Source organism: Chloroflexota bacterium (assembly GCA_040902225.1).
GTDB lineage: Bacteria > Chloroflexota > Limnocylindria > QHBO01 > QHBO01 > CF-167.
In genome coordinates this window covers 731,377-751,170 of the sequence record JBBDXT010000004.1, presented here as the reverse complement: position 1 = coordinate 751,170, position 19,794 = coordinate 731,377, and the positions used below count along the sequence as shown (strand labels likewise).

21 protein-coding genes are annotated in these 19,794 nt (G+C 69.2%); 20 read left to right on the top strand and 1 reads right to left on the bottom strand.

The window, feature by feature from the left end:
• The first annotated feature begins 52 nt into the window (after positions 1-52).
• Positions 53-721 (top strand): ribonuclease HII, encoded by a 669-nt coding sequence (locus WEB29_06035; protein ID MEX2136509.1) that lies wholly within the window; start codon positions 53-55, stop codon positions 719-721.
• Positions 722-760: 39 nt separating this feature from the next.
• Positions 761-1,132, top strand: coding sequence for a YraN family protein (locus tag WEB29_06030; GenBank protein ID MEX2136508.1), 372 nt, complete (start codon positions 761-763; stop codon positions 1,130-1,132).
• Between the two features lie 12 nt (positions 1,133-1,144).
• On the opposite strand, the gene WEB29_06025 is transcribed toward WEB29_06030, so the two are convergent.
• Positions 1,145-2,218, bottom strand: a complete 1,074-nt coding sequence (locus tag WEB29_06025) for a LysM peptidoglycan-binding domain-containing protein (GenBank protein ID MEX2136507.1) — start codon at positions 2,216-2,218, stop codon at positions 1,145-1,147.
• 309 nt (positions 2,219-2,527) lie between these two features.
• On the opposite strand from WEB29_06025, the gene rpsB reads away from it, so the two are divergent.
• The 18 genes from rpsB (at position 2,528) to WEB29_05935 (ending at position 19,794) form a co-directional block, all read left to right on the top strand.
• Positions 2,528-3,436, top strand: a complete 909-nt coding sequence (gene rpsB / locus WEB29_06020; protein MEX2136506.1) for a 30S ribosomal protein S2 — start codon at positions 2,528-2,530, stop codon at positions 3,434-3,436.
• Positions 3,437-3,476: 40 nt separating this feature from the next.
• Positions 3,477-4,094: a translation elongation factor Ts gene (gene tsf / locus WEB29_06015; protein ID MEX2136505.1), complete on the top strand. Its 618-nt coding sequence runs from the start codon at positions 3,477-3,479 to the stop codon at positions 4,092-4,094.
• Between the two features lies 1 nt (position 4,095).
• Positions 4,096-4,842: a UMP kinase gene (pyrH, locus tag WEB29_06010; GenBank protein MEX2136504.1), complete on the top strand. Its 747-nt coding sequence runs from the start codon at positions 4,096-4,098 to the stop codon at positions 4,840-4,842.
• Positions 4,839-5,396 carry a ribosome recycling factor gene (gene frr / locus WEB29_06005; GenBank protein ID MEX2136503.1) on the top strand — a complete coding sequence of 186 codons (558 nt, stop codon included), beginning with the start codon at positions 4,839-4,841 and terminating at the stop codon, positions 5,394-5,396. The genes pyrH and frr overlap by 4 nt, the downstream gene beginning before the upstream one ends.
• Before the next feature lie 4 nt (positions 5,397-5,400).
• The gene (gene uppS, locus WEB29_06000) at positions 5,401-6,093 is read left to right on the top strand and encodes a polyprenyl diphosphate synthase (GenBank protein MEX2136502.1); all 693 of its coding nucleotides are present in this window, start codon (positions 5,401-5,403) and stop codon (positions 6,091-6,093) included.
• Positions 6,094-6,100: 7 nt separating this feature from the next.
• Positions 6,101-7,000 (top strand): phosphatidate cytidylyltransferase, encoded by a 900-nt coding sequence (locus WEB29_05995; protein ID MEX2136501.1) that lies wholly within the window; start codon positions 6,101-6,103, stop codon positions 6,998-7,000.
• A complete protein-coding gene (gene dxr, locus WEB29_05990; GenBank protein ID MEX2136500.1) occupies positions 6,997-8,145 on the top strand; it encodes a 1-deoxy-D-xylulose-5-phosphate reductoisomerase in 1,149 nt (382 codons plus the stop codon). Before WEB29_05995 ends, dxr begins: the two co-directional genes overlap by 4 nt.
• On the top strand, positions 8,145-9,272 hold the full coding sequence (locus WEB29_05985; protein ID MEX2136499.1) for a M50 family metallopeptidase: 1,128 nt from the start codon (positions 8,145-8,147) through the stop codon (positions 9,270-9,272). The genes dxr and WEB29_05985 overlap by 1 nt, the downstream gene beginning before the upstream one ends.
• Before the next feature lie 170 nt (positions 9,273-9,442).
• Complete coding sequence (gene nusA, locus WEB29_05980) at positions 9,443-10,612, top strand: transcription termination factor NusA (protein ID MEX2136498.1); 1,170 nt, start codon at positions 9,443-9,445, stop codon at positions 10,610-10,612.
• Positions 10,593-10,865 (top strand): YlxR family protein, encoded by a 273-nt coding sequence (locus WEB29_05975; protein MEX2136497.1) that lies wholly within the window; start codon positions 10,593-10,595, stop codon positions 10,863-10,865. The genes nusA and WEB29_05975 overlap by 20 nt, the downstream gene beginning before the upstream one ends.
• Positions 10,852-12,762 (top strand): translation initiation factor IF-2, encoded by a 1,911-nt coding sequence (gene infB / locus WEB29_05970; protein ID MEX2136496.1) that lies wholly within the window; start codon positions 10,852-10,854, stop codon positions 12,760-12,762. Before WEB29_05975 ends, infB begins: the two co-directional genes overlap by 14 nt.
• 10 nt (positions 12,763-12,772) lie before the next feature.
• Positions 12,773-13,150, top strand: a complete 378-nt coding sequence (gene rbfA / locus WEB29_05965; protein ID MEX2136495.1) for a 30S ribosome-binding factor RbfA — start codon at positions 12,773-12,775, stop codon at positions 13,148-13,150.
• Entirely contained in the window at positions 13,150-14,127 is a 978-nt protein-coding gene (locus WEB29_05960; GenBank protein ID MEX2136494.1) for a DHH family phosphoesterase, read from the top strand. Before rbfA ends, WEB29_05960 begins: the two co-directional genes overlap by 1 nt.
• Entirely contained in the window at positions 14,111-14,998 is an 888-nt protein-coding gene (truB, locus tag WEB29_05955; GenBank protein ID MEX2136493.1) for a tRNA pseudouridine(55) synthase TruB, read from the top strand. The genes WEB29_05960 and truB overlap by 17 nt, the downstream gene beginning before the upstream one ends.
• Positions 14,995-15,936 carry a bifunctional riboflavin kinase/FMN adenylyltransferase gene (locus tag WEB29_05950; GenBank protein ID MEX2136492.1) on the top strand — a complete coding sequence of 314 codons (942 nt, stop codon included), beginning with the start codon at positions 14,995-14,997 and terminating at the stop codon, positions 15,934-15,936. The genes truB and WEB29_05950 overlap by 4 nt, the downstream gene beginning before the upstream one ends.
• Positions 15,937-16,017: 81 nt before the next feature.
• The gene (gene rpsO, locus WEB29_05945) at positions 16,018-16,287 is read left to right on the top strand and encodes a 30S ribosomal protein S15 (protein MEX2136491.1); all 270 of its coding nucleotides are present in this window, start codon (positions 16,018-16,020) and stop codon (positions 16,285-16,287) included.
• 226 nt (positions 16,288-16,513) lie between these two features.
• Complete coding sequence (locus WEB29_05940; GenBank protein MEX2136490.1) at positions 16,514-19,120, top strand: polyribonucleotide nucleotidyltransferase; 2,607 nt, start codon at positions 16,514-16,516, stop codon at positions 19,118-19,120.
• Positions 19,121-19,125: 5 nt separating this feature from the next.
• Positions 19,126-19,794, top strand: a complete 669-nt coding sequence (locus WEB29_05935) for a uracil-DNA glycosylase (protein ID MEX2136489.1) — start codon at positions 19,126-19,128, stop codon at positions 19,792-19,794.

Here is a 19,794-nt window from a genome sequence, read left to right as displayed (position 1 = left end):
ATCACCAACGCGCCGCGCCAAACGGCCGGCCTCTCCTCCCCGTGATGCGCACATGCGGCACGAGCGCGAGCTGCGTCTCGCCGGGTTCCGCCGCATCGCGGGCATCGACGAGGTGGGGCGCGGGTCGCTGGCCGGACCGGTCGTGGCCGCCGCGGTGGTCCTCCCGGACCGACATCGGATCAAGGGCCTGCGCGACAGCAAGGTGCTCACCCGAGCTCGGCGCGAGGCGCTCTACGAGCTTATCCTCGACCGGGCGGAGGGGGTGGGCGTTGGCTGCATGGAGGTCGAGGTGATCGACCGCATCAACATCCTCCAGGCCACCAAGCTCGCGATGCGCCAGGCGCTCGGGCACTTGAGCCCGATGCCCGACCATCTCGTGATCGACGCACTCAGCCTGCGCGAGGTGGATCTCCCGCAACGACCGATCATCGACGGCGACGCCATCAGTGCCTCGATCGCCGCCGCCAGCATCGTGGCCAAGGTGACCCGCGATCGGATCTGCGCCGAGTTCGACACCCGCTATCCAGCCTACGGATTCGCCCGCAACAAGGGCTACGGCACGCGACGCCACGTCGAGGCGTTGATAAACGAAGGCCCGTGCGAATGGCATCGCCGCTCGTTCGCGCCCCTGCGCCTGATGCTCGCCGGGGAGCAGCTCTCGCTGGAGATGCTGCTCGACGGTCTGGTATTGACGGAAGAGGAGCTGGACCCCGAGGAATAGGGAGAATCGCTGCTCGCCTCCCGCCGAGGAGCGAACCTGGTGCCAGATCCGCGACATGCGCTTGGGGAGCGTGCTGAAGCGGCGGCCGCCACCTGGCTCGAGACGCGCGGCTGGACGATCCTCGCCCGACGCTGGCGCTGCCCTGAGGGCGAACTCGATCTCGTCGCGCGGGATCCTGACGGTGTGCTCGTTGCGATCGAGGTCAAGGTCCGTCGGACGGGCCGGGCCGGCGATCCGCTGGAGAGCATCGACCGGCAGCGCCTACGGCGCCTGCGGGCAGCCCTCGGCCGTTACAGGTCAGCCGTGCACGGGTCGGTCGACGAGGGACTTCGCGTCGACCTGGTGGCGCTTTGCCCAGGCGGGCAGGGCCGGTTGCGGCTCACCCACCAACGGGCCATCGACGCCTGGTGAGCGCTGAGCCTCTCAGCTGCCGAAGAGCTTCTCGAGCGCCAGGATCGAGGCGACGTACGGGCGGGTGACCTGGTAGACGCCGTGCTGATCGACTGCGGTCTGGCCCTGGTAGTAGGCCGCCAGCACCAGCCTGCGGTCACCGTGGTATCGGTCAAGGTAATGGCGCAGGAGGGCGACGCCGGCCCGTACGTTGGAGCGGGCGTCATACACGTCCACTCGGTGCCCGAGCATCGTGACGGCGACCCAGTCGGCGGTTGCCGGGGTGAGCTGCATGACACCCACCGCGCCGGCTCGGCTGACGAGGCTGCGCCGCCAGCCCGACTCTTGCCATGCCACGGCCAGCGCAAAGGCGACTGGCACTCCCCGCGCCTTCGCCTCGGCGCGGATGACGTCGCCGATCTCCTTGCGCTTCGCCACGAGCGACGACATGCCGGCGGGCATCTTGCTCTCCACCGACGCAGAGCCGTCTGCGCCCGGAATGGTGAGCCTCTGGCCGACCCGCAGGAACGACGGATTGGCGATCCCGTTTGCCTTGACGATGGAGGCGATCATTGACCCGTAGCGACGCGCAATGCCAGTCAGGTTCTCGCCCGACGTGACGACGTGGACCTTGCTGGCGGCCGCCGGCGCAGCCGGTGCCGGGGCTGTGGTCGACGGCGCGGTGCCGGGGATGGTGAGCCGCTGGCCGACGCGCAGGAACGACGGGTTGGCGATCCAGTTGGCCTTGGCGATGGCCTTGATGGTCGATCCGTAGCGACGCGCAATGCCGGTCAGGTTCTCGCCCCGCGCAACGACGTGCACGACCTCCCTCGCCCTCGGGGCCGGCGCCGCGGGACGGCTGGCGGCCTGTCCGCTGACTCGCAGGCGCTGGCCGGCGTAGATGCGATTCGGATCGGCGATCCCGTTGAGCGCGCGTAGCTGCTCGACGCTGACGCCGTGCTTCAGCGCGATCTCGCTGAGGGTATCGCCCAGCTGGACGACCACCACCCGGTCGGTCGCAGCGGCCGGGACGGAGATTGCGCCACCGGCAATGATCGCCACCAGGGCGGCGATGCGAACCAGGGGCAGGCGGATCCGGTATGGCATGCGATTGCGACTCCTCCACGAAATGGCAGCCGCATCGTCGCAGGCATCCCCACCCGGTCAAGGTACGAGAGGGATGTGGATTGGGGTACTTGTGTACCGTGTGCACGGGTCCCCGTGCCGGCCTGGGGGAGCTCGGAGCTCGCCGGTGCTATACTGCCGCCCGGTCAATCGCGTGCTCACACACGCGCAAGGGCCGAACGATCCCATCACACACGCCCGCTGATCCCGCGGTCAACGGTGCCCGTCGCACGCGACGGGTCGACCGACGGGAGTTGAAGGCGAGCGGAGGAAAGAACCGGAGGAATACCCTTGGCTGCCGTCAGCATGAAGCAGCTGCTGGAGGCCGGCGTCCACTTCGGACACCAGACCCGGCGCTGGAACCCCAAGATGCGCGACTTCATCTTTGGAGAGCGCAACGGGATCCACATCATCGACCTCGCCCAGACGGTCACCCGCCTGGATGCCGCCCTCGAATTCGTGCGCGAGACGATCCGTCGCGGAGACTCGATCCTCTTCGTGGGCACGAAGAAGCAGGCCCAGGAATCGGTCTCCCAGGAGGCCGAACGCTCCGCGCAGCACTACGTCAACAATCGCTGGCTGGGCGGGATGCTCACCAACTTCACGACCATCAAGCGCCGCATCCAGCGCCTCGAGGCGCTCGAGGCGAGGCGTGACGCCGGCGAATTCGAACGCCTCACCAAGAAGGAAGCCGGCAAGCTCACCGAGGAGATCACCAAGCTGAACACGGCCCTGGGAGGGATTCGTCGCATGCGGCGCGTTCCGGGCGCCCTCTTCATCGTCGACCCGCACCGTGAGTCGATCGCCGTTCTCGAAGCCAGGCGCCTCGAGATCCCGATCGTGGCCATGACGGACACGAACTGCGACCCCGATCAGATCGACTGGGTCATCCCGGCCAACGACGACGCCATCCGATCGGTGCGGCTGATCTGCGCCAAGGTGGCGGATGCCGCGCTTGAGGCCCAGGCCGAGCGACAGGCCCGCCTCGACGAGGAATTCGAGCAGGCCGAGGCGCTGCCGCCGGTGGACGACGCGGCGCTTGTGGCCGACGCCGACTACAGCGCGGCGCTGGCCAGCGGCGAGGCGCTCGTCTTCGAGCCGGAGCCCGAAGAGGACGAGGAGGAGGAGCGCCGAGCGCGCGCCCGCCGGGCGGCCGAAGCCTCCGAGGAAGAGACCGATGAAGATCCGACGCTTGCCTGAGGCAGCATCGGTCCTGACAGGAAGGAACGAACCACACGCGATGATCAGACCCGAGGACGTGAAGCGCCTCCGTGAGCAGACGGGGGCGGGGATCATGGATTGCAAGCGCGCGCTCGAGGAGAGCGCCGGCGATGTCGAGCAGGCCGTCGCCTGGCTTCGGGAGAAGGGCCTCTCCACCGCCGCCAAGAAGGCGGGCCGTGCGGCGCGCGAGGGCGTCATCTCCAGCTACATCCACCACGGCGCGCGCCTGGGAGTGCTGCTGGAGCTGAACTGCGAGACCGATTTCGTGGCGCGCACCGACGATTTCCAGCAGCTCGCCCGCGAGCTGGCGATGCAGGTGGCCGGCCTGTCGCCGAGCTGGGTGAGCCGCGACGATGTGCCCGCCGACGTGCTCGCCGAGCAGCGGCAGCAGTTTGCGGCGGACGCGGAGCGCGACGGGCGTCCGGCCGATCGCGTGGCCGAAATCGTGGAAGGCAAGCTCAACAAGTGGCTGGAATCGGTGTGCCTGCTGGAGATGCCGTTCCGCGACACGGAGAAGCGCGTCAGCGACCTCATCAGCGAGAAGATTGCCCTGCTGGGTGAGAATATCCGGGTCGCGCGCTTCGCGCGCATGGCGGTCGGGGAGACCGCGGAACGCGACGGCCAGGAGGCCGCCTAGATTGACCGATCCCGCTCGCGACATTGCCAGGCTGCCGCACCGGGTGCTCCTGAAGCTCTCGGGCGAGGCGCTGATGGGCGACCGCCAGTACGGGATCGACCCGGACGTGGTGCGTGGCATCGCCGCCCAGGTGGCCGAGGCGCGCCGTGATGGGATCGAGGTGGCGGTGGTGGTCGGCGGCGGCAACATCTTCCGTGGAGTTGCGGCAGCCGCGTCGGGCATGGATCGCGCGACGGCCGACTACATGGGCATGCTCGCGACGGCCATGAACGGGCTGGCGCTGCAGGACGCCCTTGAGCAGGCGGAGTGCCCGACGCGCGTGATGAGCGCGATCGCGATGAACGAGATCGCGGAGCCGTACATTCGGCGCCGAGCGGTGCGGCACCTCGAAAAGGGACGCGTGGTGGTGCTCGTGGCAGGGACCGGGAACCCATACTTCACGACCGATACCGCCGCAACCCTGCGGGCCGTTGAGCTGGCGGCCGAGGTGATCCTGAAGGCGACTCGCGTCGACGGCGTGTACGATGCCGATCCCGAGAAGCACCCTGGTGCGACGCGCTTCGCTCAGATCGGCTATACCGAGCTCCTTGCCAGCCGGCTCGAGGCGCTCGATGCCACGGCCGTGAGCCTGGCGATGGACAATGAGATGCCAATCGTGGTCTTCGACATGACGCAGCCAGGGAACATCCTGCGTGCCGTGCGCGGCGAGACGATCGGAACCCGCATTGGGGGCGAGGAGCGGTCGTGACCCACCCAGAGATCCTGGCGGCGGAGCCGAAGATGCAGCGCTCGGTGGAGGCGATGGAACGCGACTTTGCGGGGATCCGCACAGGACGCGCATCGACCGCGCTCGTGGAGCGGATCCAGGTCGAGTACTACGGCACTCCGACTCCGCTGAACCAGATCGCCGGCATCAGCACGCCCGACCCGCACCTGATCGTGATCCAGCCGTGGGACCGATCGGTCCTGTCGGCGATCGAGCGCGCCCTCATCAAGAGCGACATCGGCCTCACGCCGAACGTCGACGGAACCGTTGTCCGGCTCAGCGTGCCACCGCTCACCGAGGACCGTCGCCGAGAGATGGTGAAGCAGGTCCGCAAGCGCGCCGAGGAGGCGCGGGTCGAGCTGCGAGTGCACCGGCGCGAGGTTGCCGATCACCTCAAGAAGGCCCTCCGTGACGGCAGCCTCTCGGAGGACGAGGAGCGCCGCGAGCTCGAGGCCCTGCAGCGCATGACCGACCGCTTCGTCGAGCTTGTCGAGGCGCGCGGCGAGCGCAAAGAAGCGGAAGTGATGGAGGTCTGAGGCGCTGCCGCTCCGTGAGCATCCGCGACACGTCGCGATCATCATGGACGGCAACCGCCGCTGGGCCGCAGCGCGCGGCCTGCCGGCCATCGCCGGCCACGTCCAGGGTGTGGAGGCGATCCGTCCCATCGTTCGGGTCGCCCCCGACAAGGGGATCGAGGTCCTGTCGCTGTACGTCTTCAGCCGCGAGAACTGGCGGCGCCCCGATGACGAGGTGACAGGCCTGCTGGGCCTGATCGACGGTGCGGTCCGCCAGCACACCGACGAGCTCGTGGCGCAGGGTGTTCGCGTACGGGTCATCGGTCGCCTGCACGAGGCACCCGCCGACATCGTGCGCTCGATCCGCGAGGCAGAGGATCGGACCCGGGGCGGGGAGCGCATGGCACTCAACATCGCCTTCAACTACGCCGGTCGCGCCGAGATCATCGACGCCACTCGTGCCCTGGTCGCCGCCGGCGTGCCCGCCCACGAGATCGACGAGGATCGCTTCGGCGAACATCTCTACACCGCCGGTTTGCCCGATCCGGACCTGATCGTCCGCACCGGAGGGGAGCAGCGCACCAGCAACTTCCTGCTGTGGCAGGGCGCCTACGCCGAGCTCGTCTTCTCCGAGACCCTGTGGCCGGATTTCGCCGAGGCCGATCTCGATGCCGCGATCGAGGAGTTCGCCCAACGCCAGCGCCGCTACGGCGCATGATGGGCCGATGCTCGCAACCCGCCTGATCAGCGCCGGCATCCTGGCGCCGATCGTTGTCGTGGTCGCCCTCCTCGGCGAGCCCTGGGTCTCCTCCCTGGTCGGCCTGCTCGTCTTCCTGGCCATGGTCGAGCTGATCGCCCTGCTGGACGCCGGCGGTTTCGCGCCGCCGCAGGTCGTCGCGCTCGCGGCCGGCCTGCTCGTGGCGGGTGCCGGCCTGGTTGCCGCCAACCAGGCGCTGGTGGGCGGAGCCCTGGCTGACATGCTGCGCGCCGCCGATCCGCCCGGCCTGGCGGCCGTAACCTTTGCCGCGGCAGTTGTGGTGCTCGGGGTGGCCGGCTTCACGCGCGCCGAGCCGCGCGATGGCTTCATGACCTGGGCGGTCACGTCCTTCGGTGTCGCCTACGTGGGGCTGCTGGCCCCGTTCATCGTGGTGGTCGCTCACCTCGCGCCGGCCGGTGGCTCCGCCACCACGCCCATCGGCGCGCTCAACCTCCACGCTGGGACCGCCTGGATGCTCCTGCTCCTGCTGGTGGTGTGGGGATACGACTCGGGCGCCTACCTGACCGGGCGGTGGCTGGGACGACGACGGCTGATCGACCACATCAGTCCCTCCAAGACGGTGGAGGGACTGGTCGGGGGACTGCTGGCCGCCACGGTCGCTGCAGGAGTTGGCGCGTGGCTGATCGGGCTCGACGCCTGGCAGCCGCTGCTGATCGGGCCGATCGTCGGCCTCGCCGCCCAGGCGGGCGACCTGGCCGAGTCGATGGTCAAGCGCGCGGCTGGCCGCAAGGAGTCGGGCTTCCTGGTACCCGGCCACGGTGGCGTCCTAGACCGGATCGACTCGTTCCTCTTCGCGGCACCCGTCCTGGTCGGCTACGCGCTGCTGATCGCCGGCTTCAGCCTGTGACCGGGGTCGTCCTGCTCGGATCGACCGGATCGATCGGACGCCAGACCCTCGAGGTGATAGCGGCGCACCGCGATCACATCTCCGTCGTCGGCCTCGCGGCCGGCCGCAGGAGCGACGACTTCGCTGAGCAGCTTGCCGAGTGGCCGACCGCGCGCGCCTGGTGCAGCGATGGGAGCCCGGCAGACCTGGCTCGCGAACGGTGGGCCGCGGGTGGCCTCGAGGAGCTCGCGACCCTGGACCTCGCCGAGATCGTCGTGGTCGCCACCACCGGCATGACGGCCCTCCCGGCGGTGCTTGCGGCACTGCGCAGCGGTCGCCGGGTGGCCCTCGCCAACAAGGAGACGCTGGTCACCGGTGGCCACCTCGTCGAACGGCTGGTGGCCGATCTCGGCGGCGACCCGTTGGAGCGCCTGCGGCCGATCGATTCTGAGCATTCGGCGATCTGGCAGTGCCTTGCCGGGGAACGGCTCGACGAGGTCGCGCGTCTGGTCCTCACCGCCTCGGGTGGCCCCTTTCGGGATCGACCAGCGGGCGAACTCGAGGACGTGACCGCTGCCCAGGCACTCGAGCACCCGAACTGGCGGATGGGCCCCAAGGTCACGATCGACTCTGCCACGCTCGTCAACAAGGCGTTCGAGGCGATCGAGGCCAAATGGTTGTACCGCCTGCCGTACGATAGGATTCAGGCTGTGATCCACCCCCAGAGCGTGGTGCACTCGCTCGTCGAGTTCGCCGACGGCTCGTTCAAGGCCCAGCTCGGGCTACCCGACATGCGCCTCCCCATCCAGTACGCGCTGACCTACCCACGGCGCCTGCCATCGCCGGCACGCCATGCCGGCCCGCAGGATTGGGGCACGCTGCAGTTCGAGGCCCTCGCCCCGGGTCGCTTTCCGGCCTATGACGCCGTGCGCGCCGCGGCGGCCGCGGGTGGCAACCGGGGAGCGATCCTCAATGCCGCCGACGAGGCTGCGGTATCGGCCTTTCTGGCGGGCACGATCACCTTCCCGCGCATCGCCGCGGTCATCTCGGACGCCATCGAGCGCTGGGGCGACCCCTCAGAGCCCGACCTGGATGGGATCATGACGCTCGACGGTGAGGTCCGAGCTGCTCTCGCGCTGGAGCTCGGCCTGGGCGGCGCCGCCTGATGGACGTGCTCGGAACGATCCTGGCCTTCATCGGGGTGCTGGTCGTCCTCGTCCTCGTCCACGAGCTCGGCCATTTCGTCGTGGCCAAGCGGGCCGGCATCACGGTGCAGGAGTTCGGCGTCGGATTCCCGCCACGCATTGCATCGATCGTCTGGCATGGCACGCGCTACTCGGTGAACTGGATCCCGCTGGGTGGCTTCGTGAAGATGCTCGGCGAGGACGGCGATGTCGAGGCCGACAAGATGCGGCAGCGCGGCCTCTCGGAGGCAGCGGTCGAGAAGGCGATGGAGGGAGCCTTCAACCGCAAGCCGATCTGGGTGCGGATGGTCGTCCTGGTGGCCGGGGTGGCCATGAACTTCCTGCTCGCCGCCCTCCTGTTCGCGGTCGCCCTCAGCCTGCCCGGCACGGAGGGGCGCGGGCCGTTGACCATCACCGAGATCCAGCCCGCCAGCCCGGCTATCACCGCCGGGCTCGAAGTGGGGGACGTGATCCTGGCCGCCGACGGGCGCACCTTCGACGTCTCGCGGGAGCTGACTGCCTACGTCCGCTCGCGAGCCGGGCACGAGGTCGACCTCACTGTCCGCCGCGCCGGGACGGAAAGGGTGATTCACGTCTCACCCCGCAAGCTGAGCGTCTCCGACGAGGCGAAGGGGCTTGGGGCAGTGGGGTTCAGCTACGAGCCCGACCGATTCGTCGAGGTCCCGCCGAGCGTAAGTGGTCCCGCCGAGGCTGCCTGGAAGGGGTTCACCTCTGCCGCCGACCTGGCTCGGCAGATCCCCGGCGGCCTCGCCTCGGCGGTTGCAGGCCTGCTTGGCCTGGCGCCCGATGCGGGTACCGCGGTCGGGCCGATCGGGATCGCTTCCGAGACGGGTCGCGTGCTGCAGGCGCCGCTCGCGATCCAGCTCTTCTTCGTCGGAATCCTCTCGGTCAACCTGGCCGTCCTCAACGTCCTTCCCTTCCCGCCGCTTGACGGTGGCAGGATGGCCGTGATTGCCATCGAGGCGGTCCGCCGCCGCCGCCTTCCGGCCGAGCGCGAGGCGCTCGTCTACCTGACGGGGTTCATGGTCCTGATCGCCCTGGTCATCCTCATCTCGATCCGCGACGTGGCAAATCTGATCGGCGGTTAGCGACCCGTCGACCCCCTCGGCGGGTGGCAGGAGAGTGCCTCGGCTGCTATACTTCGGGCGGTCTCGCGGACCGTTCGAGCGGACCAAATCGATACTGATCATGAGTGCAACGTGGGTCGGTTCGCCAGTCCCACGTTTTTGTTTCTGCCCCGCAGGGGCGAGGTGCGGATGTGAACCGGGACTTCATCGGAGCCTTGCTCCAGCTGAACGCTGAGAAGGGCGTCCCCCAGGAGATCCTGATCGAGACCCTGGAGCAGGCAATCGAATCCGCCTATCGCCGCAATGCCGACGCGCCCGAGAACGTCGTCGTGCGCGTCGACCCCGAGTCCGGCCAGATCAGCGTCTATCGCGAGTACGAGGTGGTCGCCACCCCTGACGAGGTCGAGGATCCCGAGCTCCAGATGCTTGTCGCCGCCGCGCAGCAGATCGACCCGACCACCGGCGTGGGGGCCAAGGTCCGCGTTCCGGAGAACGTGACCCAGGCGCAGCTCGGTCGCATCGCCGCACAGACTGCCGGGCAGGTCTACCGCCAGCGCCTGCGCGAGGCGGAGCGCGACGTGGTCTACAGTCAATACGCCAGCCGCGAAGGCGAGATCATGACCGGCGTGGTGCATCGCACCACCGACCAGGCGGTCGTCCTCGACCTCGGGAAGGGGGTCGAGGCGGTGCTGGCAGTTAGCGAGCAGCTGCCCGGCGAGCATTACCGCATCGGACAGCACCTGAAGGTCTACGTGCTCGAGGTACGCCGCACCACGCGGGGTCCGGTTCTCGTGGTCAGCCGCACCCACCGGGGATTCCTGCGCCGCGTGATGGAGATGGAGATTCCCGAGATCTATAACGGGACGGTCGTGATCCGCGGCATCGCTCGCGAGGCAGGCAGTCGCTCCAAGGTCGCGGTCGAGAGCCGCCAGGTCGGCGTCGACGCCAAGGGCGCGGCGGTGGGCCAGCGCGGAGCGCGGATCCAGGCAATCGTCGCCGAGCTCAACGGCGAGAAGGTCGATGTTGTGCTCTGGAACGAGGACCCCGCCCAGTTCGTGGCCGAGGCGCTCTCGCCGGCGGAGGTCCTCAACGTGCGCATCGACGAGGAGCACAAGATCGCGAATGTGGTCGTCCCGGAGCGCCAGCTCTCGCTGGCGATCGGCAAGGAGGGCCAGAACGCCCGCCTCGCCGCCAAGCTGACCGGTTGGCGCATCGACATTCGTTCCGACGCTGGGGTCGCCACCGCTGCCGCCGCGCATGGCAGTGCCCTGGACGACAGCGCCGCCCTGGACGACAGCACCGACCCGGACGACGGCGTAACTCGCGAGGAGGCGCCGGTCGATGCCGAAGCGGAGGCCTGATCACCAGCCGCAGCGGACCTGCGCGGTGTGCCGCGAGGTGCACCCCAAGCGATCCATGACGCGCGTGGTGCGGGGCGCGGACGGCTCGGTCGCGGTGGATCCGAGCGGCAAGGCGCCGGGACGCGGGACATACGTGTGCGACCAGCCGTCCTGCCGTGATCCCCAGCGCCTGGCTGAGGGGATCCAGCGCGCGCTGGGCGGCTCGGTCGTGCCGGAGCAGATCCTCGCGGAGGTGGCCCATGCCTCCGCGTAGATATCAGCCGCGACGTGGCCCTCGCCCGCAGCGGCGCCGTGACGGCGGGCCCGACGGCGGCCTCGCGGTCGAGACCCAGCCGGTCGTCCCGCGAGGCGGCCCGCCGGTCGAGCTTCCCTCGTCCGTATCGGTCACCGACCTCGCGACCGCACTCAGCGTCAGCCATGCGGACGTGATCAAGGAGCTGATCCGCAACGGCATCTTCGCCACCATCAACCAGTCGATCGACTTCGACACCGCCTCCCTCGTCGCGGGGGAGCTGGGGATCGAGACGGTCGAGCGGGGCGTCGCGCAGCGGGCAGCCGCCGATGCGGCCTCGCAGCAGGAGATCGTGGCGCCCGGCAGCGAGGAGGAGGGCGCGGGCAAGCGCGTTCTCTTCACCGAGGAGGAGGCGGCGGATGTCGTCACCCGCGCCCCGATCGTGACGATCATGGGCCACGTCGACCACGGCAAGACCAGCCTCTTGGATGCCATCCGCAGCACCAGCGTCGCGACAGCGGAGCGTGGCGGGATCACCCAGCACATCGGCGCATCCGAGGTCGAGCACAACGGCAAGCGGATCGTCTTCCTGGACACGCCCGGTCACGAGGCATTCACCGCCATGCGGGCCCGCGGCGCCCAGGTGACCGACATCGCCATCATCGTGGTGGCGGCCGACGACGGCGTCATGCCACAGACCAAGGAGGCGATCGACCACGTTCGCGCCGCTCGGGTACCGATGATCGTGGCGATCAACAAGATCGACAAGCCCGATGCCAACCCCGACCGCGTGAAGCAGGAGCTGGCCGACAACAAGGTCCTGATCGAGGAGTTCGGCGGGGACGTGATCGCCGTGCCGGTCTCCGCCAAGCAGAAGACGGGGCTCGACGACCTGATGGAGATGATCCTGCTCGTCGCGGATCTGCAGGACCTCAAGGCCAATCCCAACCGCCCCGCGATCGGAACGATCATCGAGTCGAAGGTGGCCAAGGGGCGCGGCAACGTGGCAACCGTGCTCGTGCAGACCGGCACCCTCAAGATCGGCGACGTGGTCACGGTCGGGCGCACCTTCGGACGTGTTCGCGCCCTTCAGAACGCGGCTGGCAAGCGCGTCAAGGCGGCGGAGCCGGCGACCGCGGTCGAGATCATCGGCCTCACCGACCTGCCCGAGGCCGGGGACATCCTGCGCGTCGTGGCGGACGAGAAGACAGCGCGCGACATGGCCGAGGCGGTCGAGGAGGCGGCGACATCGGGCGATGGGAAGGCGGCCTTCACGCTGGAGGACATCAGCGCCCAGATCCAGGCCGCGGAGGTCAAGGAGCTGCGCGTCGTTCTGAAGACCGACGTGCAGGGGTCCCTAGGCGCCATTCGCCACGCGCTCGAGCGCCTCAATACGGCCGAGGTGCGGGTCAACATCGTCAGCGAGGGGGCGGGCGACATCAACGAGTCCGACGTGCAGCTGGCCAGTGCCTCCGAGGCGGTCATCATCGGCTTCAATACCAAGCTTGACCCGGGCGCACAGCGCGCGGTCGACGCCCTCGGGGTGGACGTGCGCCAGTACGACGTCATCTACAAGCTCACCGATGATCTCGGTGCCGCCCTGAGCGGGATGCTGACCCCCAAGCAGGTCGAGCAGGTCGAGGGACATGCCGAGGTGCGGCTGGTGATCAAGGCCGGCAAGGCAGGGAACGTAGCCGGGTCGTACGTCGTCGACGGACGCATCGTCCGCGGCGGCCAGGTCCGACTCTTCCGGGGCGGCGAGGTCGTGGCCGAGGGTCGAGTCGAGTCGTTGAAGCGCTTCAAGGACGACGTGCGCGAGGTGGCAACGGGCTTCGAGTGCGGGATCGGCCTCGGCAACATCGAGATCGCCGAGGGCGACCTGATCGAGTGCTACCAGATGGTTTCCGAGCAGGCGTGACCCGCCGCCGATGAGCCAGCGGACCGATCGGCTCGACAGCCAGATCCGCCAGGAGCTGATGGATCTCATCCAGCGCGAGATGAAGGATCCACGCCTGGGATTCGCAACGATCACCCGGGTCCAGACGGCCCGCGACCTTGGTCACGCCCGGGTCTGGGTGAGCGTGCTCGGCAGCGATCTCGAACGCGAGCGCACGATGGGCGCCCTGCGCGTGGCCACCCCGTGGCTGCGCCGCCGGCTCGGCGAGCGTCTCTCCCTGCGCCACGTGCCCGAGCTCAGCGTTCGCGAGGACGATTCGATCGCCTCGGGCGACCGGGTCCTGCGCATCATCCAGGAGCTCGACGAGGGTTCATCCGACCCGTCGCCGGACGAGCCGGGGGAGCGATAGTGCTCGACGTCGCCGAGGTGCTGCGGGGTGCGCAGCGCATCTCGGCGTTCTGCCACGAGAACCCCGATGGCGACACGCTGGGCGCAGCGATCGCGATCGCCATGGCGGCCGAGAGACTCGGGAAGCAGGCCGAGGTGGTGAGCGTGGATCCGCCACCGCCCTTTCTGTCGTTTCTGCCGGGGGTCGAGCGCGTCCGCCGCAGCCCGGCCCTCGAGCCCGACGTGGCCGTGGTCGTCGATGCGGGTGAGTTGAGCAGGATCGGCTCGGTGGTCACCGAGCAGGCCGACTGGTTCGCGCGGGCGCGCATCGTGAACATCGACCACCACGTCAGCAATCCGGGCTACGGGGAGGCGGTCTGGATCGACCCCGAGGCGGCCGCCACCTGCGAGCTGGTGACCCTCCTCTTGCCTGAGCTCGGGGTCCCCCTCGACGAGCACCTGGCGACTGCCCTGCTGGCGGGCATCGTGCAGGACACGCACACGTTCGCCCATCCGAATACCACCGAGCGCACGCTGCGCGTCGCAGCGGAACTGGTCGAGGCCGGAGCACCGCTGGCGGCGATCAACCGGGCCGTCTACGCCGATAAGCCGTTCAGCACGCTTGCCCTGTGGGGCCTCATGCTGGCGGGGATCGAGCAGCGTGCTGACGGCCGAATCGTGTACGCCTCCATGACCGCGGCGATGCTGGCCGGCACCGGCGAGCAGCCCACCGCCTCGGAGGGGTTCATCGACCTGCTGACGTCGACCAAGACGGCCGACGTGACGATCCTCTTCAAGGAGGTCGGGCCGCAGGAGACGCGCGTCAGCGTACGCACCAGCGGCCGCGCGGACGCGGTGGCCATCACCTCGGCCTTCGGCGGGGGAGGTCATGCACGAGCCGCGGGCTGCACCGTTGCAGAGCCCCTGGATGCCGCCCGCGAGCCGGTTCTGGCGGAGGCCGAGCGCGAGCTGGCCCGCGGCGATGCTCGGGGTCGTTAACCTCGACAAGCCGGTCGGGCCGACATCACACGACATGGTCGACCTGGTGCGCCGGCTCAGCGGCATGCGTCGCATCGGACACGCCGGCACCCTCGACCCGCTGGCTTCCGGCGTGCTGCCGATCCTGGTCGGCGCCGCCACCCGCTTCAGCGACGACCTGACCGGCGGCCCGAAGCGCTACGAGGCGGTCATTCGCCTTGGCATACGGTCCGTCACCGATGACGCGCAGGGGCCCCTCGAGGTGGTCGGCTCGCCACCCGACACGGTGGCCGTCAGCGCCGGGCTGGCTTCGTTCGTGGGGACCTTCGAGCAGCGTCCGCCGGCCTTCTCGGCCCGCAAGACGGGAGGCGTGGTCGCGCACCGCGCGGCGCGGGCCGGGAACCCGGTCGAGGCAGCGCCGCGCAGTGTGACAGTGGAAGCCATCGACATCCTCGGATCAGAACGTGGCGAGGGTTGGCTCGACCTGCGATGCGACATTCGCTGCGGTCCGGGCACCTACATCCGGTCCATCGCGCGCGATCTCGGCGATCGGCTTGGCTGCGGCGGCCACCTGCACGCCCTGCGACGGACGGAGGCGGCCGGCCTGCGGGCCGCCGACGGGGTCACGCCCAGCCTCCTCGAGACGCTGGCCACGGCTGGTCGGCTGGCGGAAGCGATCCTCCCGGTGGGGCCACTCCTGCACCTGCCGGAGCTGCGCCTGGATGCCGAGGCGGCTGGCCGCTTCGTGCACGGGTCGCCGGTGCAGCTGCAGGGGAGCGTAGGTGGCGGACGCCACGCAGTCTTCGGCGACGGCGAGCTGCTCGGCATCGGCATGCTGCGTGACGGCCTGCTCGAGCCGCGCACCGTGATCGAAACGTCGGGCGCCGCGTGAGTGGCGAGCCACGCGCAGTCGGGCTGGCCGACCTGCCGGAGGTCGGCCGGGCGGTGGTCACCCTGGGCGTCTTCGATGGCATGCACCTCGGCCACCGGGCAATCCTCGAAGCGACCCGCCACGCGGCCGCAGAGGGTGGGATGACCAGCCTTGCACTGGTCTTCGACCCGCCTCCCGACGAGGTGCTGCGACCCGGGGCGAGCGTGGCGCGCCTGGCACCGCCCGCCGTGAACCTCTCGCGGATCGAGGCACTGGTGGACCGGGCCATCCTGATCCGTTTTGACGAGGCTGTTCGAGAGCTCAGTGCCGAGGCCTTTCTCGACGCCCTGGCGCCCGGGGTGTCAGTCGGCGGCCTGACGATGTCCTCGCGCAGCGCCTTCGGCCGCGATCGGGGAGGCACGGCCGCCCGCACGCAGCAACTCGGCGTCGAACGGGGCTTTGCGGTCCGACTGGTGGAGCCGGTCGTGGTGGATGGCGCGATCGTCTCCTCGACCCGCATCCGCGCGACGATCGCAGACGGAGAGGTGGAGGCGGCGCGAGCACTGGGAGTCGTGCCATACCTGGAGGGGATCGTGGTGGGGGGGGATCGACGCGGCCGCGAACTGGGTTTTCCCACCGCCAACCTGCGCTTCGACTATGTCCCCGCGATGCCATCGCTCGGCATCTACGCCGGTCGGGTCACGGAGGCGGGCACTGGCGTCGCGGCCGGTCACCCGGCGCTGATCAGCGTCGGCACCCGTCCGACCTTCCACGACGGCGCAGTCGTGCTGACGGAGGTCCACCTGCTCGACTTCGACGGCTACCTGTACGGAGTGCGGCTCGGGGTCGAGCTGCTCGCGCGACTGCGCGACGAGCAGCGCTTCGCGGACGCCGGCGCCCTGGTAGCCCAGATGCGGCGTGACGCTGAGCTGGGTCGCGCCGTGCTCGGGATGAGCTGAGCGGAGGTCGGCCGATCGGCGTCGAGGGCCTCGGTCTGGTACGATGCAACGCGAAAAGTGGAAAGAAAAGTGGAGGAATACGTGCCGCTCGCTGGAGACACAAAGAGCGCGATCATGGACGACTACGCCACACACGATGGCGATACCGGATCCCCCGAGGTGCAGATCGCGCTCCTCACCGAGCGCATCAAGTCGCTGACCGAGCACCTGCGCACCTACCAGAACGACAACCATTCGCGCCGCGGGCTGCTCAAGCTCGTCGGTCAGCGCCGAAGGCTGCTGGCCTACCTCGTCCGCAACGACGTGGATCGCTACCGCGCGGTGATCGGTCGACTGGGCCTGCGCCGCTAATCACGCACTCGTCACAACGACGACCCGGGAGTCAGATTGCCCCGGTTTCGCCTGACTCCGGCCCAGCATCCCGGCCGGACCCATGGATGCCAATCGCATCCGCCAATCATCAGCCATCCGCGCCTGCAAAGGCCGCCGCCCGCCACCTCGAGCTGATCGGGGTTCGTGTGCGGGCCGAGCGCCGGGTCGCATGGCATCACCAGGACATCTGGAGGAATCAGTGGCAATGAAAGTAGAGGCCGACTTCGGCGGCCAGCCCTTCTCGTTCGAGGCGGGCAAGCTCGCCGAGCAGGCCGACGGCGCGGTGCTCGTGCGCTATGGCGACACCGTGCTGCTGGCGACGGCGGTCTCCGCGCAGCCGCGCGAGGGGATCGACTTCTTCCCCATGACGATCGACTTTGAGGAGCGCATGTACGCCGCGGGCAAGATCCCAGGCGGCTTCATCAAGCGCGAATCGCGGCCGTCCGAGGCGGCCATCCTGGCGATGCGCCTCACCGACCGGCCGATACGGCCGCTCTTCCCGAAGGGGTATAAGCAGGAGGTGCAGATCGTCCTGACGGTCCTCTCGACCGACCAGGAGAACGATCCCGACATCCTGGCCATCAACGGGGCATCGGCCGCGCTGGCCATCAGCAGCATCCCGTTCCTGGGCCCCGTCGGGGCGGTGCGCGTCGGCTATATCGACGGCGCCTTCGTCACCAACCCGACCAACACCCAGCTGAACGACAGCCAGCTGGACCTTGTCGTGGCCGGCACCCGCGAGGCCGTGATGATGGTCGAGGCGGGAGCCAAGATCCTGTCCGAGACGGTCATGGCCGATGCGATCGAGTACGCGCATGCCGAGCTGCAGCACAGCATCGACCTTCAGGAGAAGCTGGCGGCCACGGCCGGCAAGCCCAAGAAGGTCCCGTTCCTCGGTCCCAAGGCCGATTCGATCGTGAAGCTGGGGAAGGCGCTCGGCGACGCCAAGGCCGAGTTCGTCGTGTTCGACCTCGAGACCACCGCCATGAAGCCGGAGAACGGCTACATCGTCGACCTGGCCGCCTTGCGTGTGCAGGACGGCAAGGTGGTCGACCGCTTCGAGTCGCTGGTGAATCCGGGGCGCGCGATCGTGGGGCACCAGATCCACGGCCTGAGCGACGGCGACGTCGACAAGGCTCCCACCGCGGCGGAGGTGCTGACCAAGTTCGCGGCCTGGGTCGGTGAGGCGCCGGTGGTCGCCCATAACGTGGGCTTCGACCTCCCGTTCTTGCTCCGCCACATGCCGCACGATGCCAACTGGCAGCCCGCGGCTGTCTACGACACCCTCGAGCTGGCCTACCAGCTCTACCCCGATGCCGGCAGCTACAAGCTCGCCGACCTAGTGCGCTTCGTCTTCGGACGTGACCACGGCGCCGCGCACCGGGCGATGCCCGACGCCGAGGCGGCCGCCGAGCTCTTCATCGACCTGACCAGCGGTCTCGCCGAGCGGCTCGAGGCGATCCGCACCGACATCGCATCCGAGATCCGGCGCAGCCGATCCGACTACAACCGCGCCGAGCAGGGCGAGCGGATGGAGGACATCCGTCGCCAGCACGGTATCGGCTCGGGGCTGATGGATGTCCTGACCAAGGCCACCTCGCGGGAGCTGGTGCTGTCGGAGAACATTCGCCTCGACGGACGCGACACGACCACCATTCGACCGATCAGCGTCGAGGTCGGCGTGCTGCCGCGCACGCACGGCTCCGGCCTCTTCACCCGCGGGCAGACGCAGGCTCTCTCGATCGCGACCCTCGGACCGTCGTCCGATGTGCAGCGCCTCGACACGATCGCACCGGAGACCGAGAAGCGGTACATGCACCACTACAACTTCCCTCCCTACTCGGTCGGCGAGGCGCGGCCCATGCGCGGGCCTGGCCGGCGCGAGATCGGCCACGGTGCGCTCGCCGAGCGGGCCCTGCTGCCGGTCCTCCCGTCCGCGGAGGAGTTCCCCTACGCCATGCGCGTGGTGAGTGAGGTTGTCTCCTCCAACGGCTCGACCTCCATGGCCAGCACCTGCGGATCGACGCTGGCGTTGATGGACGCCGGGGTGCCGATCAAGGCCCCAGTCGCCGGGGCGGCGATGGGCCTCATCTCCGACACCGCCACCGGCCGGCACGCGGTGCTGACCGACATCAGCGGCAAGGAAGATGCCTACGGCGACATGGACTTCAAGGTGGCGGGCACCGCCGAGGGCGTGACCGCGCTGCAGATGGACATCAAAGTGGGCGGCATCCCGATGGCGGTGATGCGCGACGCCCTGGAGCAGGCCCGCGTCGCACGGCTCTTCATCCTCGACAAGATGACCGCGGTCATCAGCGCCAGCCGCAGTGAGCTGTCGCCGTACGCGCCGCGGATCACGACCATCAAGATCCCGATCGACAAGATCCGGGACGTGATCGGCTCCGGTGGCAAGGTGATCCGTCAGATCGTCGCCGAGACCGGCACCCAGATCAATGTCGAGGACGACGGCACCATCCAGATCGCGTCGGTCTCGGAGGAGAACGCCAAGAAGGCGATCGCCTGGATCGAGGGCCTCACCAAGGACGTCGAGGTCGGCAAGGAGTACCTCGGCAAGGTGACCCGCATCATGAACTTCGGCGCGTTCGTCGAGATCATGCCCGGCAAGGAGGGGCTGGTGCACATCAGCCAGCTGGCCGACTATCGGGTGGCGCAGGTCGAGGACGTGGTCGCCGTCGGCGACGAGCTGATGGTGGTGGTGACCGAGATCGACCGCATGGGCCGCGTCAACCTGAGCCGCCGCGCGGCGATGGAGCGGCACATGGCCAAGGCAGGCGTCCGCGAAGAGTCCTGACGGCGATGGGGGCCAAGGAACTCCTCTCTGAGGTTGCGACCGAGGTCAGTGGCTGCACTCGCTGCCCCCTCCACGTCGGCCGGAACCAGACCGTCCCCGGAGAGGGGAACCCGCTGAGCGACGTGCTGCTGGTGGGGGAGGGACCTGGCGCCCGTGAGGACGCGACCGGGCGACCGTTCGTGGGACCTGCGGGCGAGCTGCTGGACGAGCTGCTCGGGTCGATCGGCTGGGCGCGCGAGCACGTCTTCATCGCCAACGTGGTGAAGTGCCGGCCGCCGGGCAACCGCGACCCCGAGCCTGAGGAGATCGCCGCCTGCCGTCCCTACCTCGACCGTCAGGAGGCGGCGCTCGATCCGGCCGTGATCGTCACCCTGGGGCGCCACTCGCTGCGTCGCTACTTGCCCGATGCCCGCATCGGCGAGGTGCACGGCCGGCTGCGGCGATCGGGCGGCCGCTTTGTTTTCCCGATGTACCATCCTGCTGCGGCGCTGCACCAGTCCTCGTTGCGGGAGACGCTCTTCGCAGATATGCGTGGCCTGCCGGCGGCGCTGCTCGCCGCCCGCGAGGTGATCGAAGCCGAGCGGACGGAATCGGTCCAGTCGATCCCGCCCGAACCGGCGCCACCGGCGCCGACGGCTGAGACCGACGACGCCGAACAGATGACCCTCTTCTAG

Coding starts and splice junctions, on each gene's coding strand:
- tsf (MEX2136505.1), top strand. CDS start 3,477: ATGATCAGACCCGAGGACGTGAAGCGCCTCCGTGAGCAGACGGGGGCG.
- rbfA (MEX2136495.1), top strand. CDS start 12,773: ATGAGCCAGCGGACCGATCGGCTCGACAGCCAGATCCGCCAGGAGCTG.
- WEB29_06025 (MEX2136507.1), bottom strand. CDS start 2,218: ATGCCATACCGGATCCGCCTGCCCCTGGTTCGCATCGCCGCCCTGGTG.
- WEB29_05995 (MEX2136501.1), top strand. CDS start 6,101: ATGCTCGCAACCCGCCTGATCAGCGCCGGCATCCTGGCGCCGATCGTT.
- WEB29_05940 (MEX2136490.1), top strand. CDS start 16,514: ATGAAAGTAGAGGCCGACTTCGGCGGCCAGCCCTTCTCGTTCGAGGCG.
- WEB29_05975 (MEX2136497.1), top strand. CDS start 10,593: ATGCCGAAGCGGAGGCCTGATCACCAGCCGCAGCGGACCTGCGCGGTG.
- infB (MEX2136496.1), top strand. CDS start 10,852: ATGCCTCCGCGTAGATATCAGCCGCGACGTGGCCCTCGCCCGCAGCGG.
- WEB29_06035 (MEX2136509.1), top strand. CDS start 53: ATGCGGCACGAGCGCGAGCTGCGTCTCGCCGGGTTCCGCCGCATCGCG.
- truB (MEX2136493.1), top strand. CDS start 14,111: ATGCTCGGGGTCGTTAACCTCGACAAGCCGGTCGGGCCGACATCACAC.
- WEB29_05935 (MEX2136489.1), top strand. CDS start 19,126: ATGGGGGCCAAGGAACTCCTCTCTGAGGTTGCGACCGAGGTCAGTGGC.
- WEB29_05985 (MEX2136499.1), top strand. CDS start 8,145: ATGGACGTGCTCGGAACGATCCTGGCCTTCATCGGGGTGCTGGTCGTC.